This is a genomic window from Streptomyces sp. NRRL F-6676, assembly GCF_000725625.1.
GTDB lineage: Bacteria > Actinomycetota > Actinomycetes > Streptomycetales > Streptomycetaceae > Streptomyces.
The window spans coordinates 11,972-32,432 of the sequence record NZ_JOHS01000040.1 but is presented as its reverse complement, the minus strand read 5'-3'; the positions used below and the strand labels follow the sequence as shown (position 1 = coordinate 32,432).

At 73.9% G+C, this 20,461-nt stretch carries 16 protein-coding genes, 3 tRNA genes and 1 pseudogene; 8 read left to right on the top strand and 12 right to left on the bottom strand.

Features of this window, described 5'->3' with window-relative positions; genetic code table 11:
• Window positions 1-137 precede the first annotated feature (137 nt).
• The 4 genes from IO29_RS22645 to IO29_RS22630 all read left to right on the top strand — a co-directional run bounded on the left by IO29_RS22645 (window position 138) and on the right by IO29_RS22630 (window position 4,516).
• Window positions 138-1,604 carry an acyl-CoA synthetase gene (locus IO29_RS22645; protein WP_030382099.1) on the top strand — a complete coding sequence of 489 codons (1,467 nt, stop codon included), beginning with the start codon at window positions 138-140 and terminating at the stop codon, window positions 1,602-1,604.
• 99 nt (window positions 1,605-1,703) lie between these two features.
• Window positions 1,704-2,693 (top strand): S66 peptidase family protein, encoded by a 990-nt coding sequence (locus IO29_RS22640; RefSeq protein WP_030382098.1) that lies wholly within the window; start codon window positions 1,704-1,706, stop codon window positions 2,691-2,693.
• A 154-nt stretch (window positions 2,694-2,847) separates the two neighbouring features.
• Window positions 2,848-3,885 (top strand): rod shape-determining protein, encoded by a 1,038-nt coding sequence (locus IO29_RS22635; protein ID WP_030382097.1) that lies wholly within the window; start codon window positions 2,848-2,850, stop codon window positions 3,883-3,885.
• 145 nt (window positions 3,886-4,030) lie between these two features.
• Window positions 4,031-4,516, top strand: a complete 486-nt coding sequence (locus IO29_RS22630; RefSeq protein ID WP_030382096.1) for a hypothetical protein — start codon at window positions 4,031-4,033, stop codon at window positions 4,514-4,516.
• Window positions 4,517-4,538: 22 nt separating this feature from the next.
• On the opposite strand, the gene IO29_RS22625 is transcribed toward IO29_RS22630, so the two are convergent.
• The 7 genes and pseudogenes from IO29_RS22625 to IO29_RS22600 all read right to left on the bottom strand — a co-directional run bounded on the left by IO29_RS22625 (window position 4,539) and on the right by IO29_RS22600 (window position 15,110).
• Window positions 4,539-5,432, bottom strand: coding sequence for a DUF4231 domain-containing protein (locus IO29_RS22625; protein ID WP_030382095.1), 894 nt, complete (start codon window positions 5,430-5,432; stop codon window positions 4,539-4,541).
• A gap of 99 nt (window positions 5,433-5,531) precedes the next feature.
• Window positions 5,532-6,341, bottom strand: a complete 810-nt coding sequence (locus tag IO29_RS39620; protein ID WP_051707672.1) for an AAC(3) family N-acetyltransferase — start codon at window positions 6,339-6,341, stop codon at window positions 5,532-5,534.
• A 108-nt stretch (window positions 6,342-6,449) separates the two neighbouring features.
• Window positions 6,450-7,154 (bottom strand): annotated as a pseudogene (locus IO29_RS39615) (aKG-HExxH-type peptide beta-hydroxylase); the annotation flags it as partial.
• Between the two features lie 248 nt (window positions 7,155-7,402).
• Window positions 7,403-8,686: an FxsB family cyclophane-forming radical SAM/SPASM peptide maturase gene (locus tag IO29_RS22615; protein WP_033225753.1), complete on the bottom strand. Its 1,284-nt coding sequence runs from the start codon at window positions 8,684-8,686 to the stop codon at window positions 7,403-7,405.
• Between the two features lie 107 nt (window positions 8,687-8,793).
• The gene (fxsT, locus tag IO29_RS22610; protein WP_030382092.1) at window positions 8,794-12,801 is read right to left on the bottom strand and encodes an FxSxx-COOH system tetratricopeptide repeat protein; all 4,008 of its coding nucleotides are present in this window, start codon (window positions 12,799-12,801) and stop codon (window positions 8,794-8,796) included.
• The gene (locus IO29_RS22605; protein ID WP_051707655.1) at window positions 12,798-14,054 is read right to left on the bottom strand and encodes a TIR-like protein FxsC; all 1,257 of its coding nucleotides are present in this window, start codon (window positions 14,052-14,054) and stop codon (window positions 12,798-12,800) included. The genes fxsT and IO29_RS22605 overlap by 4 nt, the downstream gene beginning before the upstream one ends.
• A 198-nt stretch (window positions 14,055-14,252) precedes the next feature.
• Complete coding sequence (locus IO29_RS22600) at window positions 14,253-15,110, bottom strand: LysR family transcriptional regulator (protein WP_030382090.1); 858 nt, start codon at window positions 15,108-15,110, stop codon at window positions 14,253-14,255.
• A gap of 70 nt (window positions 15,111-15,180) precedes the next feature.
• Here IO29_RS22600 and IO29_RS22595 point away from each other — a divergent pair, with 70 nt between their 5' ends.
• On the top strand, window positions 15,181-15,912 hold the full coding sequence (locus IO29_RS22595; protein WP_030382089.1) for an SDR family oxidoreductase: 732 nt from the start codon (window positions 15,181-15,183) through the stop codon (window positions 15,910-15,912).
• Window positions 15,913-16,069: 157 nt separating this feature from the next.
• Here the strand turns inward: IO29_RS22595 and fxsA are convergent, their stop codons facing one another.
• Together fxsA and IO29_RS22590 are read right to left on the bottom strand one after the other, a co-directional pair.
• A complete protein-coding gene (fxsA, locus tag IO29_RS36025; protein WP_234307635.1) occupies window positions 16,070-16,231 on the bottom strand; it encodes an FxSxx-COOH cyclophane-containing RiPP peptide in 162 nt (53 codons plus the stop codon).
• Window positions 16,232-16,491: 260 nt separating this feature from the next.
• The gene (locus tag IO29_RS22590) at window positions 16,492-16,713 is read right to left on the bottom strand and encodes a hypothetical protein (protein WP_158709336.1); all 222 of its coding nucleotides are present in this window, start codon (window positions 16,711-16,713) and stop codon (window positions 16,492-16,494) included.
• A gap of 228 nt (window positions 16,714-16,941) precedes the next feature.
• On the opposite strand from IO29_RS22590, the gene IO29_RS22585 reads away from it, so the two are divergent.
• Complete coding sequence (locus tag IO29_RS22585) at window positions 16,942-17,520, top strand: hypothetical protein (RefSeq protein WP_030382087.1); 579 nt, start codon at window positions 16,942-16,944, stop codon at window positions 17,518-17,520.
• A 54-nt stretch (window positions 17,521-17,574) separates the two neighbouring features.
• Here the strand turns inward: IO29_RS22585 and IO29_RS22580 are convergent.
• The 3 genes from IO29_RS22580 to IO29_RS22570 form a co-directional block, all read right to left on the bottom strand.
• Window positions 17,575-17,651, bottom strand: a tRNA-Ile gene (locus tag IO29_RS22580).
• Window positions 17,652-17,885: 234 nt separating this feature from the next.
• Window positions 17,886-17,958, bottom strand: a tRNA-Asn gene (locus IO29_RS22575).
• 5 nt (window positions 17,959-17,963) lie between these two features.
• Window positions 17,964-18,036 (bottom strand) — tRNA-Asn (locus IO29_RS22570).
• 168 nt (window positions 18,037-18,204) lie between these two features.
• Here IO29_RS22570 and IO29_RS22565 point away from each other — a divergent pair.
• The gene (locus tag IO29_RS22565) at window positions 18,205-18,510 is read left to right on the top strand and encodes a hypothetical protein (protein ID WP_030382086.1); all 306 of its coding nucleotides are present in this window, start codon (window positions 18,205-18,207) and stop codon (window positions 18,508-18,510) included.
• Window positions 18,511-18,853: 343 nt separating this feature from the next.
• On the top strand, window positions 18,854-20,308 hold the full coding sequence (locus IO29_RS22560; RefSeq protein ID WP_030383292.1) for a xylulokinase: 1,455 nt from the start codon (window positions 18,854-18,856) through the stop codon (window positions 20,306-20,308).
• Window positions 20,309-20,461 lie beyond the last annotated feature (153 nt).

The window sequence follows — 20,461 nt, the reverse complement described above, 5'->3', positions numbered from 1 at the left end:
CACGCGTCCGCCCGGGGCCCGCCGCCCCCTTGCCGGGGGCGGGCGCCCCGGACGACGTGAGCTGCGTGGTGGCGGACGTGGTGGTGGCCGCGTAGGTTCGCGTGTCGGGTAGCCGTCCCGAGCGAGGAGTGTGCCGCGTGTCCCTGTTGTTCCCGGTGTCCACGGACAACTCGGCCGCGCGAAGGCCCGCCCTGCGCTTCGGCTCCCGCGCCCTGAGCCACGGCGAACTGGCCGCCGCCGCGCGGGCGCTCGCGGTGCGGATCCGCGAGGCCGCGGGCGGTGGGCGGGTGGCGGTGTGGGCGACACCGGTGCTGGAGACGGCGGTGGGGGTCGTGGCCGCGCTCGAGGCGGGCCTCCCCGTCGTTCCCCTCAACCCCCGGTCGGGGCATGCCGAGTTGGGGCACATCCTCGCGGACAGTGCGCCGGAACTCCTTCTCGCGGCTCCGGGGGACGAACTACCGGAGGCGGTGAGCGGGTTGCGGCGTCTGGACGTCGAGGTCGACGCCCCCGGCGGCGGGGCTACGGCAGTGGACGGGGAGCCCGGGGACGAGGACCCCGCCTTCGTCGTCTACACCTCCGGGACCACCGGTCCGCCCAAGGGCGCCGTCATCCCCCGGCGGGCCGTCGCCGCCACGCTGGACGCGCTGGCCGACGTCTGGCAGTGGACCGGCGACGACGTCCTCGTGCACGGGCTGCCGCTGTTCCATGTGCACGGGCTGATCCTCGGCGTCCTCGGCCCGCTGCGGCGCGGCGGTGTCGTACGCCACCTGGGCCGGTTCACCGCCGAGGGCGTGGCCCGGGAGCTGAACGACGGGGCGACGATGCTGTTCGGGGTGCCCACGATGTACCACCGGATCGCCGAGGCACTGCCCGGCGACCCGGAGTTGGTCAGGGCCCTCGCCGGGGCCCGGCTGCTGGTCTCCGGGTCGGCCGCGCTGCCCGTCCACGACCACGAGCGGATCGCGGCGGCGACCGGGCGCCGGGTCGTCGAGCGGTACGGCATGACGGAGACGCTGATGAACACCGCCGTCCGCGCCGACGGCGAGGCCCGGCCGGGCACCGTCGGGCTGCCCCTGCCGGGGGTGGAGCTGCGACTGGTGGAGGAGGACGGGGCGCCGATCGCCGCGTACGACGGGGAGACGGTCGGCGAGATCCAGGTGCGCGGGCCGAACCTGTTCACCGGCTATCTGCACCGCCCGGACGCGACCGCCGGCGCGTTCACCGCCGACGGCTGGTTCCGCACCGGGGACATGGCGGTACGGGAGCCGGACGGCTACGTCCGCATCGTGGGCCGCAAGGCGACGGACCTGATCAAGAGCGGCGGCTACAAGATCGGCGCCGGGGAGATCGAGAACGCGCTGCTGGAGCACCCGGGGGTGAGCGAGGCCGCCGTCACGGGCGAGCCGGACGCGGATCTCGGCGAGCGGGTGGTGGCGTGGGTGGTGGCCGCGGACCCGGCGGCGCCGCCGGCCGCCGAGGCGCTGTCGGCGCACGTGGCGGAGCGGCTCGCGCCGCACAAGCGGCCCCGCACCGTCCACTTCGTGCCCGCCCTGCCGCGCAACGACATGGGCAAGCTGCTGAAGCGGGCGCTGCGGGTGCCGTAGGCCCGCCGGCACGGCCGGCTCACCGGTGTGCGGCGGCGGAATATCGGTGGCACGGGTCTTGTTGCCCGGCCGTTGTTGATCAGCGAGGAGGAGACCCCCATGCCCGCGACCCTTCGTCCCCGTGCGCTGCGTCCCGGCGACCTCGTGGTCGTCACCGCGCTCTCGGGCCAGCTCGAGCCGGGCGAGGAACCGCTGCTCGCCCGCGGTGTGGCGATGCTCGAGCGGATGGGTTTCCGGGTACGGGTCAGCCCGCTGGTCGACCCGGCGCGCACCCGCTGGTGGGCGTCGGGCACCCCGGCGGAGCAGGCCGACGAGCTCAACGGTCTGCTCCGGGACCCGGAGGTGCGGGCGATCGTCGCGCACACCGGCGGGCAGACGACCATCGGCTATCTGGACCTGATCGACCTGGACGCGATCCGGGCCGACCCCAAGCCGCTCATCGGCTACAGCGACATCTCGCTGCTGCACATGGCGCTGCACTCCCGCACCGGCCTCGTCGGCCTGCACGCCGACCTCGCCACCCACGGCTTCGGCAGTGACTGGTACACGCTGGGCGACGAGGCCCGCCGCTCCGAGCTCGTCGACCTCTACACCCGGGTGCTCACCAAGGCCGAGGCGCCGGGCGCGCTGCCGGCCCGGGAGGTGTGGGAGACCTGGCGGCCGGGCCGTGCGCGGGGCCCGCTGTTCGGCGGGCTGCTGAACCGGCTGATCCTGTTGCAGGCGACGCCGTTCGCCCCGGCCCCCGAACTGTTCGACGGCGCCGTGCTGTTCTGGGAGGAGCTTCAGCGGCCGGTCTCGCGGGTCTGGAACGACCTGCACACGCTGCGGCTGTCCGGGGTGCTGGACCGGATCGCGGGCATGGTGGTCGGCGTCCCGACCGAGGTCGAGCCGCACGAGGGCGGCGGGCAGCGCGCGGAGCTGCGGGACGTGGTCCTCGACGTCCTGGGGCGGCGGGACATCCCGGTCCTCGCCCAGGTCGACTTCGGCCACCACTCGCCGAACCTGCCGCTGCCCCTCGGCGTCCGCGCGGAGGTGGACGCGGACCACCGGACGCTGACCCTGCTGGAGCCGGCGGTCACGGAGGGCTGACCTCGTCTTCCCGAGCACGCATCCCGAGTTCACCCGTCCGGGTGCTGCCCGCTCGGCCCAGCTCCGCGCGCGGCATCGCACGGCCGGTCCCACGATGCGAGTGAGGGGCCGCCGGCCGGAGGCCCCACGGTCCGTGCCTCGGGAGGATGTCGCCGTGACCGCGAGTCTGGAGCAGTTGCGCCGTTGCCACTTCGCCGTCGATCTGGGGGCGGCGAGGACCCGTGTCTATGTGAAGGGGGTCGGGCTGGTCGTCGACCAGCCCAGTGCCGCCGCCGTCAACACGCAGACCGGGGCGCTGATCGCGGTCGGTGAGTTCGCCGAGAAGATGACCGGGCGCACGCCGTCGTACATCCGGGTGGTGCGGCCCGTCTCCGGCGGGACGGTCGTCGACATCGAGATGGCCCAGCGCATGCTGCGCCAGCTGCTCGGCGAGAAACTGCGCCGCACGCTGCGCCGCAAGCCCCGGCTGCGGGCGGCCGCCTGCACCCCGCACGACGCCGATCCGCTGGCCCAGCGCGCCACCGTGGAGACGATGGTCGGGCTGGGGGCGCGGCGGGTGGAGCTGGTGGACACGCTGGTCGCCGCGGCCGTCGGCTGCGGGCTGCCGGTGGAGCGCCCCGAGGCTTCGATGATCATGGTGTGCGGGGCGGCGGCCACCCAGATCGCCGTGCTGTCGCTGGGCAACATCGTCACCGCCGAGCGGATCCCGGTGGGCGGCGAGGCCGTGGACCACGCGATCGTGCAGCACCTGCGCCACCAGCACGAGCTGATGCTGCCGAGCCAGTCGGTACGGCCGCTTCAGATCGCCCTGTCGGGCAACGGGCTCACCCCGGGCGGGCCCGAGGTCACCGAGATCCACGGCCGGGACGTGGCCACCGGGCTCCCCCGCTCGGTGAAGGTCGACACCGCCGCCGTGCGCACCGCCATCCAGACCCCGCTCACCGCCGTCCTGGACGGCATCGGCAAGGTGCTGCGGGACTGCCCGCCCGACCTGGTCGCCGACCTCGCCGACCGGGGCATCATGATGGTCGGCGGCAGCGCCCTGCTGCCCGGGCTCGACCAGATGCTGCGGCAGGCCACCGGGATGCCCGTGCACATCGCCGAGCGGCCGGACGTGTGCGCGGTGCAGGGCCTGGGCGAGATGCTGGAGGGGCGGATCGAGCCGCTGGTCCTCGACCCGCTGGCCGCCTGAACCCGGGGGCGGACCTCCCGACCGCCGTCAACGCGCGGGGGGCGCACCACAGTTGCGACGGTCGGCGCCGGGGGGTGAGCGATAGGTTCCGGGGGCGGGTGACCGTTAAGGTGCACGTGACGACCATGCCGCGGAGGTGGTGTCCGTGCCCCGGATCGGTATCACCGGGCACCGCTGCGTTCCCGCCGCCGCGCTGCCCGCGGTGCGCGCCGGCATCGTCGCGGAGCTCAAGGAGCTGAACGCGGAGCCGGCCGCGCAGGCGCTCAGCGCGCTGGCCGCCGGCAGCGACCAGCTCTTCGCCCAGCTCGCGCTGGACCACGGCGTCCCGGTGACCGCCGTCATCCCCGGCATGGACTACGAGGCGCACCTCGGCGACGAGCGGGTGCGGGGCGCCTACCGGCGGCTGCTCGCCGCCTGCGCGGAACACGTCCGGCTGCCCCGCGAGCCCACGCACGAGGAGGCGTACTACGCGGCGGGCCGCTGGATCGTCGACCACGCCGACCGGCTGATCGCCGTCTGGGACGGGCACCCCGCGCGGGGTCTGGGCGGCACCGCGGACGTGGTGGCGTACGCGCGCAGTACGGGCGTTCCCGTACGGGTGCTGTGGCGGCCGGGCGTCACCCGCGCGTGAACCTCGGTCCGAGGGCGCGCCCTCACGACCCGAACCGCACCAGCCAGTCCGTGTGCTGCGGGCTGCACAGCCGCTCCACGTCGGCGACCGCGTCGGCCCAGCCGTCCTCCGTGACGGTGGTGCCCATCGCGAGGCGTGCGGTGTCCAGGTCCTGTTCGATGAGGGCGTGCGCGTACTCCAGCGGGCGGTGTCTGCGCACCTCCTGCCAGGCCACCCCGGCCGCCGCGGCGGCGGAGAACAGTCCGGTCAGGTCCCAGTTGCCGAGCACGCCGTAGGCCCGCAGCGCCGCCGTGACGAGCGCGAGCGCGGTGAGGACGGCGGTCGCGGCCGACCAGCGCGAGGAGGCGCGGTGGGCCTGCGCGGACCGCTTCCCGTACCAGACGAGCTGTTCCAGGACCCGTTCGCGCACGTAGTAGTCGCGCCGGGCCTCGAACGGCTTGGCGCGCACGGTGCGCATCTGCGGGGTGATCTGCTCGGCGATGCGGACGAGGGCGAGCCCGCCGGTGCCGCCGCCGTGGTCCTCCCAGCCGACCTTGCGCAGCTCCCGCAGCCGGTCCGCGAGCCGCTCGGCGAACAGCCCGTCCGGGTCGACGACGCCGGTGTGGAACGGCCCCCCGTGCACCATGTACTGCCAGGCCAGCGACTTGACGACCTCGGCGGCCGCGCGGTGCGCCTGCCAGTGGGCGCGGGCCCTGCGGCGCGCGGTGTACAGGCCGAGGATGCCCGCGAGCGCGTAGCACAGGGCGGCGAGCGTCGCCCAGAAGCGGCCCGCCCAGTGCTCGGTGAGCGTGGCGGCGGCGGTGCCCGACAGAAGTACGGTGAGCTGGGTGCGGGTGGCCCGGAAGGCCTCGCTCTGCCGGCTCAGCGCCCAGCGGTCGTTCTCGATGAATAGCGGCGGCAGCGCCCTGTCGTCCAGCACGTCGACCAACTCCGTTGTCCGGGCCCCCCGTTGCGGCCTCCGTTCGGACCCACCATGGTCGCGCCGTCGCCGGGCGGGCGCCAGACGTGGGTCGGCCTAACCATCCGTTCCGGGGACGGCGGGGCGGTCCGTCGTCGCCGTCAGCCACCGCGTGGCGTGGGCGACGGCCGGCGCCAGAGCGAACAGCCGCCCCTCGGCGCCGCCGACCCGCCCCCGCGCGAGGTCCCCGGCGGCCTCGTAGGACGCCCCGACGCGGGCGAACGGCGAGGAGTCGAGGCGCACGTCGGTGTACGCGTACCAGGCGCGGCCGCCCCGCCCGTCGCCGACGACGCAGGAGTACGTCTGCCGGGGCCGCCCGGGCACCCGGTACTCGGCGAGGTGGAACGCCGTGCACACCTCCCAGCCCACCCCGAGCAGCAGCACCCGCGCTCCGGCCTCCTCCAGGCGGGCCAGCGGGGAGCGTTCGCCGAGGTGGCAGTCGGGGGCGTGGCCGGCGGTGAGCGCGCGGGCGCGGGGGCCGAGCGCGGTGAAGGAGCTCTGCGGGTGCGCGCTGCGCAGGGCGCCGGGCCGCGCCCGTACGGTCTCGGGGAGCACGCCGACACCGTAGGCGGGGGTGGTGTCCGGGTCGAACGGGGCCATCGCGGCCCGCAGTTGGTCCCACTGTTCCTCGGGGACGGCGTAGCCGCGGGTGTGCGGCCAGCGGGAGGGGTCGGAGTTGTCGGGGGTCTGGGTGTAGACGACGAGGGTGCCGGCCGGGCCGAGGACGTCGAGGAGCGCGTCCACGACGGTCTCGGCGCCGCCCTCGACGGGTCCGAGGGCGCGCAGGGAGGAGTGCACGAGCACGGTGTCGCCGCTCGCGAGCCCGAGGGCCCGGAGGCCGGCGGCGAGCTGGTCGCGGGTGTACAGGACGGCCCGGTGTGCCGCCCCGGGGTCCGGGCGGCGGACCGCGCGGCGCAGTTCGGTGACGAACCGTTCCCCGGCGGGCAGGAGTTCGCCGCTGCCGAGCAGGGTGCCGGCGGAGGTGTCGGTGTGGCCGCGCCAGGTGTCGTACTCGCGGCGGGCGCGGGCACCGCCGGTGCCGGCGGCGAGTTCGGCGCGCCAGAAGTCGGTGACGCCGAGGTGCGCGTACGTGCCCTGGAGCAGCGCGCCGGCCGGCCGCGGGTCGGGGCGCCAGGGGGCGTGGTGGCGGGCGGCGGTGGGCGGGCCGTGCAGCGGCACCAGGTCGAGCAGCGCGCCGAGCTGGACGTGCAGGAACTCGTGGACGAGGCCGAGGGCGAGCAGGACGGGGTCGTCGGGCAGGGAGGCGGCGACGGCCCCGTACGCGCGCCGGGCGGCGGAGCTGACGCCGCCGCCGTCGGGGCCCGGCTCCAGCGGGACGAGGGTGGTCAGACAGGCGGCGACGGCGTCGGCGTGCCAGGGGTGCCGATGGACGAGGATCCGCCAGGCGGCGGCGAGCGTCGCCGCCCAGCGCTCCCGTTCCCGGTCGGTGAGGGGCGCGGCGAGGACGTGCCCGTGGGCGTCGCGGAAGGGGCCGCGGTCGGCGAGCCGTACGTCCAGGACGCGGCCGTCGCACTCGGTGCGCACCCGGGGCCAGGGCGTTCCGTCGGGCGCGTGCGGGGCGCGCACCAGCCGGTCGAACCACGAGGTGTCGGCGCTCTCGCCGCGTTCCGGGGCGGTGAGGGTGCGGGCGACGCCCTCGTCGAGGTAGGGCTGGAGCATGACCGCGCGCCAGGCCGCCGGGTCGCGGCGGTTGAGCGCGACGAGCCGCCGGTAGGCGTCCTCCACGGGCTCCCCGACGGCCTCCCGCAGCGCGCGCACCAGCAGCATCCGCTTGCTGAGCTGTCCGTCGCGCAGCAGGGCGACGCGGGGCGCACCGCCGCGGGCGCGGGCCAGCGCGAGGAAGTCCTCACGCCCGACGACATGGCGGGCCAGGCGGGCGTCCGCGCTTCTGTGGGTGTCCATGGTGCTCATCGCCCGGCCGCCTCCGGGTCTTCCGTGCCGCCGGTGAGCCGGGCGACGTCCCGCCGGACGCGGGCGGCGATGTGGTCGACGAGGAGCGCGAGGTCGTGGCAGTAGACGGAGGGCGCGGAGAACGGCGGGGCGGCGCCGGGGTGGTGGCGGTGCGCGTAGAGGCCGCCGCCGCAGACGCGGGCGCGGGGGCAGGCGCGGCAGACCGGCCCGAGCCCGGCGGTGCCGCGCTGCCGGGCGCGGAAGGCGGGGTGCCGGGCGGCCTCGGCGAAGGTGTTCCGGAACACGTCGAGGCCGGTCTCGGGGGCGCCCGGATAGCTGACCTTGAGCGAGTCGGCCTGCTCGATCGTCCCGTCGGTCTCGACGACGACGAGGTCGACGGGGGTCAGCCCGACCGCCTCGCTGCGTGCCGTGCCGCCGAGCAGCAGCACCATGATCTCCTCGAAGAGCCGGATGCCGGTCTCGCGCACGGGGGCGCCGTACCAGCGGTCGAAGACGGCGCACAGCCAGTCGCCGTAGGGGGTGGGCCCGTAGGGGGGCGCCGGTGGCCGGTCGGGCGGGGTCGTACGGTCCCCCAGACCCGGCGGCGGGGCGTCCCAGGTGGCGTGCGGCAGCAGCAGGTCGAGGCGGGGCGGGGTGTGCGCGAGCAGCGCCTCGTACGTCTCCACGGGGTCGGCGGCCAGGTCGACGACGCACAGCACACCCGCGTACAGGTGCCGGTGCGGGCCGGCGGCGAGCAGGTCGAGGGCGCGGACGGTGGCGGCGTGGCTGCCGCGGCCGTCGGCCCGGCGGCGGTGCCGGTCGTGGTCGGCGGCGGTCCCGTCGAGGCTGACGCCGACCCGTACGCCGTACCGCTCCAGCACGTCCAGAAGCGCGGGATCCTGCCCGAGCCGCACGCCGTTGGTCTGGAGCACGAAGCGGGGGGCGGTGACGCCGTCGAGGGCGTGGGTGAGGATGCCGAGCAGTTCGTCGAGCCGGCGGGCCCCGACGAGCAGCGGCTCCCCGCCGTGCAGCACGACGCGGACCTCGGCCAGGCGGTGCTCGCGGGCGTGCGCGGCGATCAGGGCGGCGGTGCGGCGGACGGTGCCGGGCTCCATGTGGCGGGGGCGGCCGCGCCAGCTCTGGTCGGCGGCCTCGTACATGTAGCAGTAGTCGCAGGCGAGGTCGCAGCGGCTGTGGATCTTCAGCAGGAACTGGCGGAACGGCACGAGGGGTCCGTGCCCGGCGGCGGGGTCGTCGTCCGGGCCGCCGGGCCCGGGGCTCAGGGAGCGGGTGGCGTGCATCGGCATCGGTCGCTCTGGTGGGGCGTCAGTGACGGCGTCACCTTACGGGGTCCAAGGGCGCGTGACCGCGCGGAACTTGGCGCACGTGTGTGCCGCGTCCGTCCGGCTCATGTCGTCGGCGGCTCGATGTCGGAGTCGAGCCGGGCGCCGGCGAGCACGGCCCGGGTGGTGGGGTGGTCCTCCCCCAGCGTCTCCCGGGCCCGCCGCAGGGCCTCCGCGGCCAGCGCGTCCGCCTCCTCGGTACGGCCGACGGCGCGCAGGCTGAGGGCGAGGTTGGCGGTGACGGCGATGGTGTCGTAGTGGTCGGTGCCGAGCACCTCGACGAAGAAGTCGTGGGCTCGCACGTCCAGTTCGGCGGCGGCCACGAAGCAGCCGGGGTCGGTGGCCCCGGCCAGCGCGAGGTCGTTGGCGTGGTTGACCATGCAGCTGAGGGTGTAGGGATGCTTCTCGCCCAGCACCCGCGTCATCTGCTCCCACGCCCGCCCCGACATCTCCCGCGCCCGCGCGGTGTGCCCTTCGAGGCGGAGATAGACGGAGAGGTTGTTGGCACAGGCGAGGGAGACGGGGTGCTCGGCGCCGAGGTAGGTCTCGTAGCGGGACATGGCGCGCTCGGCGAGCTCGACGGCGCGCGCGGTGTTGCCGAGGGCGGCGAGATCGGCGGCGAGATTGCAGGCGGCGGCGAGGGTGTCGGCGTGCTCGGGGCCGTGGGCGGCGACGTAGCGGTTGTGCAGCTCCTCGTCCATCTCCTCGGCCTGCTGGTACTGGCCGTTCCTGCGCAGGGCCACGGCCAGGTTCTTGCGGACGCGCAGGGTGTCGTTGTGGTTGTCGCCGAAGGTCCGCGCACACAACTGCACGGTGCCCTCCAGCAGTTCGAGGGCGGTGCGCAGACTTCCGGTCTCCCGCAGATCGCGGGCGTAGTTGTCGGCGCGGGTGAGGGTGTAGGGGTTCTCGGGTCCGTAGGTCTCGCGTTGCTGCCGGTAGACGCCGCGGTGCAGGCGCAAGGCCTCCTGCCGGTCGCCCGCCAGGTACTCCGACATGCCGAGGTTGTTGGTGTACATCGAGGTGCGGGGGTGGTCGTCCCCCAGGACCCGCCGGGCGGCGGCCAGCGTCTCCCGGTCCAGTTCGCGCGCCTCCCGGTAGCGGCCGAGGGCGCGCAGGTCGGCGCCCACGCTGCCGGCGACGATCAGGGTGTGGGCGTACTCGGCCCCCCGGGTGCGCCGGAACCGCTCGAAGGTGTCCTGGTCTATCGCGTAGGACTCCAGCAGTCTGCCCTGGGAGCGCAGCAGATTGCCCTGCTGGGTGCGGAGCATGAGGGTCTGCGGGTCGTCGGGGTGTCCGATGCCGCGCTCCTCCCAGGTGGCCAGGGTGGTTCCGGCGAGGTCCAGTCCGGCCGTGAACAGACTGCGCTTCCAGAGGTAGCGCACCGAATCGGTGATCCATTTACGGACTTCCCGGTCGGGGTTCTTGGCGGCCCGGCACGGTTGCAGATGCGGCAGGAGTTCCGCGTAACGCTCCCAGTTGGCCGGTATGTCCGGGTCGCCGGGGGCGGCTTCGACCAGGGCCGCGTGCACCACCGCGCGGATCCTGAATCTGTGCTCCTTGGGCACCTGGTCCCGGATGACCGCCTGCACCAGCCGGTGCACGGTGAGAGTGGCGCTCGTCTGGTCGCTCCTGGCCAGGCCGAAACGGTTGATGGCGCGCAGCAGCAGCGCGATGGTCATCTCGTCGCGCGGGTCCCCCTCGCCCAGGGTGAGGGCCTCGGTGACGGCGCGGCCGTAGAGCAGGCGCATGGGGATGGGATCGGGGCCGAAGAAGGCGCAGATCTCCAGCATCTCGGCAGCCGGCGGGTTGACCCGGCGCAGTTCGTCCACGGCCAGTCGCCATGTCGCCGCGGCGGAGCGCGGATAGTCGCGCTCGGGCAGCCGGGTGTCGTTCAGGACCTCGGTGAGACGGTCGTCGAGCAGGGCGAGGTAGGTCGACACCGGCATGCTGCCGTCGCTGAGCCAGACGGCGGCCTGGCCGACCGCGAGCGGCAGATCGCCGAGCCGGACGGCGACCTGCTCGGCCTCGGGCGCCGGCAGCCGGGGGTTGAGCCGGTGGAGCAGTTCCAGGCTCTCGCGGCGCTGGAAGACGTCGACGTCGACGAGGCCGGCGCTGTTGACCCACGTCCGGTCACGGGAGGTGATCAGGACGTGGCCGCCGGACGGCCCGCCGGGCAGGAATTCCTCGAGCACCTCGGGCCGTCCGGCGTTGTCGAGGATGAGCAGCCAGCGCTTGTACGGCCGGCCCTCCCGCAGTGCGCGCAACACGGCCTCCGCCGTGCCGGCCGTGTCCTCCCCGGCCTCGATCCCCAGCCGGGGGGCGAGGTCGGCCAGCGCCGGGCGGATCAGATGGGGCTGGGCCGCGGGCAGCCACCACACCACGTCGTAGGCGGCCTTGAAACGGTAGGCGTACTCCTGGGCGATCTGTGTCTTGCCCACCCCGCCCAGCCCGTACAGCACCTGGGGCACCTGCCGGGATCCGGTGGCGAATCGGTCACGCAGTTCTTCGAGGAGGGGGCCGCGTCCGGTGAAGGCGACATTGCGCGCGGGGACACGCCACACGGTCGGCGTGGCGGCCGGGAACGGCGGTGGGATCGCGCCCGCGGCCGGGGTTCGCGGTGTCGAGGCCGAACCGACGGCCTCCAGCAGCCTGCGGGCGGCATCCTCCGGGGTGCAGCGAGTCAGGTCGGTGCTGAGGCGGTCGTCGAAGAGTCCGTCGGTGGGGCCGGAGCCGTCCGGCTCCTGGACGCGGACCGCCACCAGCGCCGGCACTCCGGCCGACTCGCGGCTGGTCACCCGGGACCACACGTCGGCGGCGCGCGGCTGGTGGACGTAGTCCGGGGAGAGCAGCGCGAGGAGCCGGCCCCGCCGCTCGAGAACGGCGGTCGCCTCGGCGGGGATGCTGTTCAGGGGCTCCACGGTACCGTGCAGGGACACCCGGTACCCGGCCGCCCGGAGGTGGCCGGCCGCCCACTCGGCCCACATCCGGTCGGTCGGGGCGTAACTGATGTAGAAGCGGGGCGGCACCGCGCGCGGGTCACGCCGGTACTCGGCGTTGAGCAGTCGCCGCTCCTCGGCGGGCTGCGGTTTCAGGCCGCGCACCTGGCCGTCGGTGATCCACGCGGTGAGCCGTTCGAACGCGGCCAGCAGTGACCCCGCCTGGAGTGGGCGGTCGCCCACCGTGGCCGGGATCTCGGCGTAGGCGTAGTAGGTCTTGTAGGGGATCTCCACCTCCCCCCAGTACTTCTCCCGGTTGTCCTTGTCCAACCAGGAGAGGTACGGCGCGAACGCGGCCCGCGCGGAGTCCCTGCCCTGCTGGAGCAGCTCCTGCTCGGCGTCCTCGACCCGCATGGGCACCGGCAGGATGCGCACCGGGTGCGGGGCGGACGTGGTCACCGAGGCGGCGACCTCGGCGCAGCCGCCGATGCTCTGGAGGTTCAGCGCGAAGCCGTTCACCAGCACGTCGGGCAGCAGCATGGTGCAGATGCCGGAGGTGTCGCTGACGCCGGTGCGGCTGTCGATGAGGACGTAGTCGTACTCGGCCTTCATCTCCTCGCGCAGCACCTGGAGGAAGGAGCCGCCGCCGAGCCGGTCGTAGAAGCGGTGCCAGTCGAAGGTGGTGACGGCGGCGGAGTAGGAGGCGCTCTGCCGGCCCGCCGGGAGGAAGTCCAGGCGCCCGCCGGGCGGCAGGGTCAGGTCGAGCCCGGTGGTGTACGGGCGCAGGCGGGCGCAGGAGCGCAGCCACTCCTCGCTCTCGATGACCGTGTCCCCCGCGGCGGCGGTGCCGTCCGCGGGCGGGGCGGGCTCTCCCGAGCCCATGACCTGCCCGACGTAGGACGTCATCATGTTCATCAGGCCGTTGCTGCGCCGCAGTTCGGAGTCGACGAACAGCGGCCGCAGGTACCGGTGCAGGCCGGGAGCCTCGAGGTCCCAGTCGACGAGGAGCACCCTCAGGCCGTTGCTGGCCAGGATCCAGCCGACGTTGACCAGTGCCATGGTGCGTCCCGTTCCGCCCTTGTACGAGTAGAACGTCACTATCCGCCCGTTGCGCCGGGTACCGGCCTCAGTCGTCATCGTTCGGGGTCCTCTGCGAGGGGAGGGGGCTGCGCGGGGACGTTGAGTCCCGGCATCGGCGGTGCGGGCGGTCCGGCGGGCAGCCGTCGGGGAACGGCGTTCTCCATCAGCCGGCTGTGTGCCACGATCACCATCTCGGCGAGCCGGTCGTCGAAGTGTTCCTTGTCCACCTGGACCCGGAAGAGACGGTCGTACGGGTCGTTGCGCCGCATCCAGTTGCGCTGGAAGACCTGGCGCACGTCCTCCCACAGTCCGCCGTCGCCGGACTCGTCGTCCGACTGGTGAAAGGGCATCAGGACCCCGGTGAGAGGGTGGTTCTGCCGGTCGTAGTCGGACAGCGGCGCGCGGTACGGCGCCCCGCGCGCGGCCCAGGCGTCGACCAGCAGCACGCTGGGCTGGTTCTCCCCCATCGCCTCGTCGAGCTTGCTGCCGAGCGTGTCGTCGACGACCTCGATGCTGGAGGTGTACTCCTCCTCGAGGATCACCCGCTGGGCGCGGTGCGCCACGGTGGGGTGGACCGGTGGGTGGTAGGGCGTCCAGTCGAGTGGTGAGCGGCCGTAGTACTCGTGCCGCCGCCGGCCGGCGGGAAGGGCGTCGGTCGCTCCCGCCGCCACGAAGAGACGTACGTGGCCGGTACTCCGTCCAGGCGGTGCCATCGTGCTCTGGGCCGGAAAGGGGCTGCGCACGGCGCCCAGGTCGAGTCCCTTGACCGTGGGCAGCCGGAACGATCCGGCGGCGTACTGCACACGTCTGGCGATGAGCCGCAGTGCTCTGCGGTACGCGGCGGGGTCACCGCGCAGCAGGCTCATCAGGCCCTGCTCGGCGTACTCCCGGCCCAGTTCGTGCTCGGAGTACTGGTAACGGTTGATCACCTCGGGGACCGGACCGCGCAGCGGGGCCCAGACGACGGGGATCAGGGCGCGTGCGTCGATGTCGGTGCGCGCCCGGTAGTCCTCCAGCCGGGACTGGAAGGCCGCCCACTCCTTGCCGCAGTAGAGACTGTGCACATAGGAGGGGGAACACAGGGCGACCATGGCGCGGCAGTGCCCCACTTCCCGGCCGAGCGTGCGTTCCCAGTCCGCGCCGAGGGCCAGCCGCTCCACGTCCCGGAAGGGGCGCTGTCTGCTGCAATCCTCTCCCAGGCGGTCCAGTTCGGCCACCAGGTCCTCGTAGAAACGGCTCACGAAGACGTCATCGCGGTCGTCCTGGCGCGCATAGCTGAGGAAGAAGTACGACTCCAGCTCCAAGGGCACCCCCCAACCCCCACCGCCCCTCGCTCGGCCACCGACGGCTCGCCGGGCCGGGGACACGTACGCGGCACCTTCATACCCATGCCGCTCACCGCTCTACCCTCACCGGGCCCGTGCCGCACGGCAATTGACGGTATGCCGGGTGACCGGACAACGCCAGAGTCCGTCGTGGGGGAACCTGCCCCCGCGTGTCTCCCCGCCCTACCCGCCGTGGCCCGTCGCCGCGCCCGCCACGGCGGTGGCCGCGCGGACGAAGGCGGCCAGGGCCGGGGAGGTGGCGTGCTCGGGCCAGGCGAGGACGAGCGTGGTGGGCTCGGCGTCGTCGACCGGGACGGCGACCAGGTCGTCGCGGAGCTGGTCGCGGATGGAGGAGGGGAGGACGGCGACCATGCGGCGCAGGGCGATGAGGTGGAGAAGCTGCCCGAGGTCGTGGATCTCGGGTCCGTGTGAGCCACCCTCGGATACGTCCGGCCAGCGCGGCAGGGGTTCCTCGGCGAGGTCGTCCAGGCAGACCCGGGTACGGCCCGCGAGGCGGTGCGAACCCGGTATCACGAGTAGCTGAGTCTCGGTCAGGAGGTCCTGGGTGTCCAGGCCGGTGAGGTCGGGATGGGGGCGGTGAAGCAGGGCGGCGTCGGCACGGCCCTCCCGCAGGAGGACCTCACGCTCGCCGAAGCTGCACACCAGCTCGACCGGCAGCGCACCCGGCTCAGCCTGATACGCGTCGAGGATCGCGGGCAGCAGGCCACCGTCGCCGCCCGGCTTGATGACCAGGACCAGACGCGGGTCGGCGCGGCCGGCCCGCCGGGTGCGGCGCGCCGCGGCCGACGCGGCGTCGAGCACGGTACGGCTCTCGCGGAGCAGGACGGCCCCCGCCTCGGTCAGTGCGACCCGGCGACCGCCACGTTCCAGCAGGGCTACGCCCAGCCGTCGTTCGAGCTGCCGAATGGCGCGGGAGAGCGGCGGTTGGGTCATCCCCAGCCGGGCGGCCGCCCGACCGAAGTGCAGTTCCTCGGCGACAGCGGTGAAGTAGACGAAGTCGCGGACCTCCAGTCTTTCCATACCCTCACGGTATCGCCGCGCACCTGATCGGTCTTGGCGCTCCCGGCCGCCCCCGTGATGGGCTGAACGCATGACAGACACCACGACTGCCCTGGTCACCGGTGCCAACAAGGGCATCGGGCGCGAGGTGGCAGCCCAGCTCGCCTCGCTCGGCACGAACGTCCTGCTCGCCTCGCGCGACCCGCACCGCGGTGCGGCGGTCGCGGCCGAACTGGGCCCACGGGTGCACCCGGTCACCCTGGACGTCACCGACCGCGCCGGCGTCCTGTCCGCCGCCCGCTGGATCGAGGAGCGCTTCGGCCGGCTGGACATCCTGGTCAACAACGCCGGCATCTCCGGCGACCTCGCCGCCCAGAGCCCCGGCAGTGCCGAACTGTCCGCCGTACGCGAGGTGTTCGAGACCAACGTGTTCGGCGTGATCAGCGTGACCACCGCGATGCTGCCGCTGCTCGCCCGCTCCCCCGCCGCCCGGATCGTCAACGTCAGCAGCGGACTGGGCTCCCTCACCCGGATGACCGATCCCGAGGACTACTTCACCACCCGGCCCCCGTTGGCCGCGTACGTCCCGTCCAAGACCGCGCTCAACTCGCTGACCGTGCAGTACGCCAAGGATCTGCGCAGCCGCGACATCCTGGTCAACGCCGCCGATCCGGGGCCGTGCGCGACGGACTTCACCACCGCGTTCCCCGGCCTCACCCGCACCGCGGCCGACGGCGCGGCCGTGGTCGTCCGGCTGGCCACGCTGCCCGACGACGGGCCGACCGGCGGCTTCTTCGACGAGCACGGCCCGGTCCCCTGGTGAGCCGCCTGTCGGGCAACCGAGGGACGGGGTGGTGGGCGTCGGCCCGGACGGGACGAACGAGCCGGAGACCGCGCCGACGCTCGACGGGCCGCAGCGCCCTGGTCACCCGACGGACCGCAGCACCCGGGTCACCCGACGGACCGCCCCGGCAACAGCCCTAGAGTGCCGACTCGAAGGCCGCGAAGGATTCCGCCGACGGCTGCCGCAGCTCCCGCAGTACCGCCGCCAGCGCCGTCTCCGGGAGTTCGTCGAGCGCGTCCATGGGCACGTGGGCGACATCCACCAGAACCGAGGCGTACTCGGGTTCGCTCGTGTCCATCAGCACGTACGTGCCCTTCCCTGAAGGCGTGCGTGCACGCGCGTCGTACGGTGCCGCGCCGGGGTCCGGGCAACGGCAGAACTATAGAGGAACGCACCCTCCGTCGAGCCCTCGGGACCGGTTCGTGCGGGCGGCGCGCACACGTGTCCGAACGGTGTCCGGAACGCACCGGACGAGTCGTCTGATGCCATTGTCACCGCGGGAACGCGTCCCGCACGCCGGGCGCCCCTCCCGGCAGCGGGAAAGGGCGCCGCCGCGGCCTACGCCGCCGACCAGGTCAGCCCGTCGAGGGTCACCGCGCCCGAGCCCGGCGACGCGCCCAGGCCGAGGGCGCCGACCGGGTCGGCCTCCGGAACGGTCCGGGTGACCGTCGTCCACCGGCCGGCGCCGGCGGGCAGGGCGACGGGCGTGGTCCGGGTCGCCCGGTGGCCGTCGTCCCGGACGAACGGGGTGACCGCTGTGCCCGGTCGGTCGGCGTACACGTGGTAGGTGACCGTCGCGCCGGGCGCGCGGGAGCCGATCCCCTTCGGTGTGTCACAGGAACGTGGTCCGCCCGGTGGGAACTTCACGCCGCTGCCACTGCCATGTCACGGGAGTGTCGTGACGGCAGCCGCGACGCAACGGTGCCGACCGGGCCGCCCGTCTAGGGGGACGGAAAGCCACCCGGGCCCGAACGGCCGACCCAGCCCCACACGAGGACGGACACGACAATGCGCACTCGGAAGATCTCGATCCTGACCATGACCGCGGTGGCCCTCGGCCTGTCCCTGACGGCCTGCAACGGTGACGACATGGCCAGTGCGCCCTCCGCCGCCACGGGCAAGCCGGCGGCCACGAGCACCGCGCAGTCCGACGGGGCGTCGGGCAAGGGAACGTCGTCGGGTACGTCGTCGGGCAAGTCCGCGGGCACGCCCGCCAAGTCCGGCATGAAGTGCACGGACCAGATCGACTACGCCGACGACTCCCGCTCCAACGCCGAGATCAACTCCATCGGCGCGGACACGGGCACCTGTCCGCCGGTCCAGAAGTCGCCGTCCGACGTGAAGTGCACGGACCAGATCAACTACGCCGACGACTCCCGCTCCAACGCCGAGATCAACTCCATCGGCGCGGACACCGGCACCTGCCCGCCGGTCGAGAAGTCCGACAAGTCCGCGGGTACGCCGAAGGACCCGGACACGAAGTGCACCGACCAGATCAACTACGCCGACGACTCGCGTTCCAACGCCGAGATCAACTCCATCGGCGAGGAGACGGGCACGTGCCCGCCGGTCCTCCAGCAGAAGTGACGTCCCCCGAACCCGCCGCCTGACGGAGCCCCTGTCTCCGTCAGGCGCCCGCAGTGGTGGGGCGGGTGGGACTCGAACCCACGGCCGGCGGATTATGAGTCCGCTGCTCTAACCGGCTGAGCTACCGCCCCGTTGCGGCGCGTCGCGTACACGTGTGCGCGCCGTCTGCCGCAGCATAGCCGCTCATACGATCTCCTGCTCCAGGTGGGCGGGGGCTCGGCGACCTTGCTGTCCTTGGAGACTCCGCGTCGGCCCACGCGGTTCCCGGAACGTGAACCGGACATGCGGCCGGACCCGGATCGGCCACTGGGCGCGACTGCGGGCGGACATGAAAAAGGACCCCTGAAGGGTCCTCGTTCAGCATGCTCCCCCGACTGGACTCGAACCAGTAACCTGCCGGTTAACAGCCGGCTGCTCTGCCAATTGAGCTACGGAGGATTGAGCTCCCCCGACTGGACTCGAACCAGTAACCTGCCGGTTAACAGCCGGCTGCTCTGCCAATTGAGCTACGGAGGAATGCCTCGTCGCATCGAACGTAGCTACCCGGGTAGCCGCCCCGGAGGGCGCGCGCTCGCTGCGACACATACATTAGCGCAAGCAGGGGGGTGCTTCGCCAATCGGTATCCCCCACGACCGGCGCCCGCGCAAGGACCGGGACGCAAGAGCAAGGGAAGGGTGGCCGTCATGCGCTATCGGCTGACGTTCGTGGTCGGGCTGGCCGTGGGCTACGTACTGGGCACACGGGCCGGACGCGAGCGTTACGAGCAGCTGAAGAAGTCGGCACGGCGGGTGGCGGAGAACCCCGCGGTGCGCAACACCGCGGAATCCGCCGCCCAGCAGGGCCGGGAATTCGCCGGCAAGGCCTACGGCGCGGTGAGCGACAGGGTGGGCGACCGCATGCCGGACTCGGTGAGCCGGCGGGTCCGTTCGCTGCGCGACCGCAGCACGGCGGGCTCCGGCCGCGACGACTGGGGCACGAGCACGACGTGACCCCGCGGCGCGCTGCCGCGGTACGACCGTACGCCGGGCCCGGGCACGGGCGGCGAGGGAGGCCAGGGCCACCCTCCCGCCCCCTCCCCGGGCCCGGCCGCGTACGCACCCCGCCCCGGGCCCGGCCCCGTACGCACCCCGGCCGTCCCGGCCCCGCGGACGACACCGCCACGCCCCCGACGGCGACGCCGTCCGCGGCGCCGCCCCGGCCCGGCGGGCGGCACCGCCCGCCCGGACAGCGACACCGTCCGCGGCGCGAAGCCGGGGGGACCGCCCCGTGGAACCGGACGAACCGTCCCGGGTGGCGGCGCGGCTTGTCGTACGCGTGCGGCACAATTCCGCCATGGGGATAGTCGCCGGGTTGGACAGTTCGCCCGATTTCACTCGTATCGTCGTGTGTGACACGGACACGGGGGCCGTGCTCAGGCAGGGGTATGCGCCACATCCGCTGGAGGCGCGGGAGGGCGGCGGGCGCCCTTCCGACGTCGATCCGCAGGCCTGGCTGCTCTCCCTCGGCGACGCGGCGAGCGGCGGTCTCCTCGAAGGGGTGCAGGCCATCGGCGTCTCCGCGCAGGCCGGCGCGGTGGTGCCGCTCGACAACCAGGGCGGCACGGTCCGCCCGGCGCTCGTCGGCGGCGACAAGCGGGCGCAGGTCGCGGCCGCCGATCTGATCGACGCGCTCGGCGGACGGCAGGCGTGGGCGCAGTCGGTGGGCTGTGTGCCGGGCGCCGCCCAGCCGGTGACGAAGCTGCGCTGGCTGGCCAAGACCGAACCCGAGAACGCGGCACGCACCGCCGTGCTGTTGCAGGCGCACGACTGGCTGGTGTGGCAGCTCCTCGGCCGGCCGGTGCGCCGGACCACGGACCGCGGCGGCGCGTCCGGCACCGGCTACTGGTCGGCGGCGAGCGGCGCGTACCGGCCGGACCTGGTGGAACTCGCGCTCGGCCACCAGGCGATGCTGCCCGAGGTGCTCGGTCCCGCCGACGCGGCCGGGCACACCCCGGAGGGGCTGCTGATCTCGGCGGGGACCGGCGAGACGATGGCCGCCGCGTTCGGGCTCGGCATCGGCCTCGGTGACGCGGTGGTGTCGCTGGGCGCCTCCGGTTCGGTGACGGCCGTGCACCCCGAGGCCCTGGTGGACCCGTCGGGGATGATCACCTCGCTCGCGGACGCCACCGGGATGCATCTGCCGGTGGTCACCACCACCAACGCCGTACGGGCGCTGCGCGGCGCCGCCGATCTGCTCGGCGTACCGGACCTGGAGGCGCTGTCGGAGCTGTCGATGAAGTCGACGCCGGGCTCGCACGGCCTCGTCCTGCTGCCCTATCTGGAGGGCGAGCGCACGCCGAGCCTGCCGCACACCGCGGGCACGCTGGCGGGGCTGCGGCGGGAGTCGATGAAGCCGGAGCACCTGGCGCGGGCGGCGTTCGAGGGCATGCTGTGCGGGCTCGCGGACGCGCTGGACGTGCTGCGCGGGCGCGGGGTCGAGGTGCGCCGGGTGTTCCTGCTCGGGGCCGCCGCCGAACTGCCCGCCGTACAGGCGGCGGCGCCCTCGCTGTTCGCGGCGCAGGTCGTCGTCCCGCAGCCGGCCGACTACGCGGCGATCGGTGCCGCCCGGCAGGCGGCCTGGGCGTTGGGTGCCTCGCAGGGCACGCTCGATCCGCGCACTCCGCCGGTGTGGCAGGGCGCGGCCGCGCAGGTGCTGGAGGCGGGCGAGGACCTGGCGGTGGGTCAGGCGGTGCGCCAGCAGTATGTGTCGGTACGCGAACAGACACATCCCGGGGCGTTCCGGGTGTGAGGCGCCCGTGGAACCGCGGAACCGCCCATGTGGCGTACGTCTCAGGACTGAATCCGTGCGCCTACCCGTGCCGCAGTCGGATTAATCGCTTGAGGTAACACGGGTGGAGTGTTCGACGATAGGGGGTGGTGCATCACCGCATCCCTGCCGCCG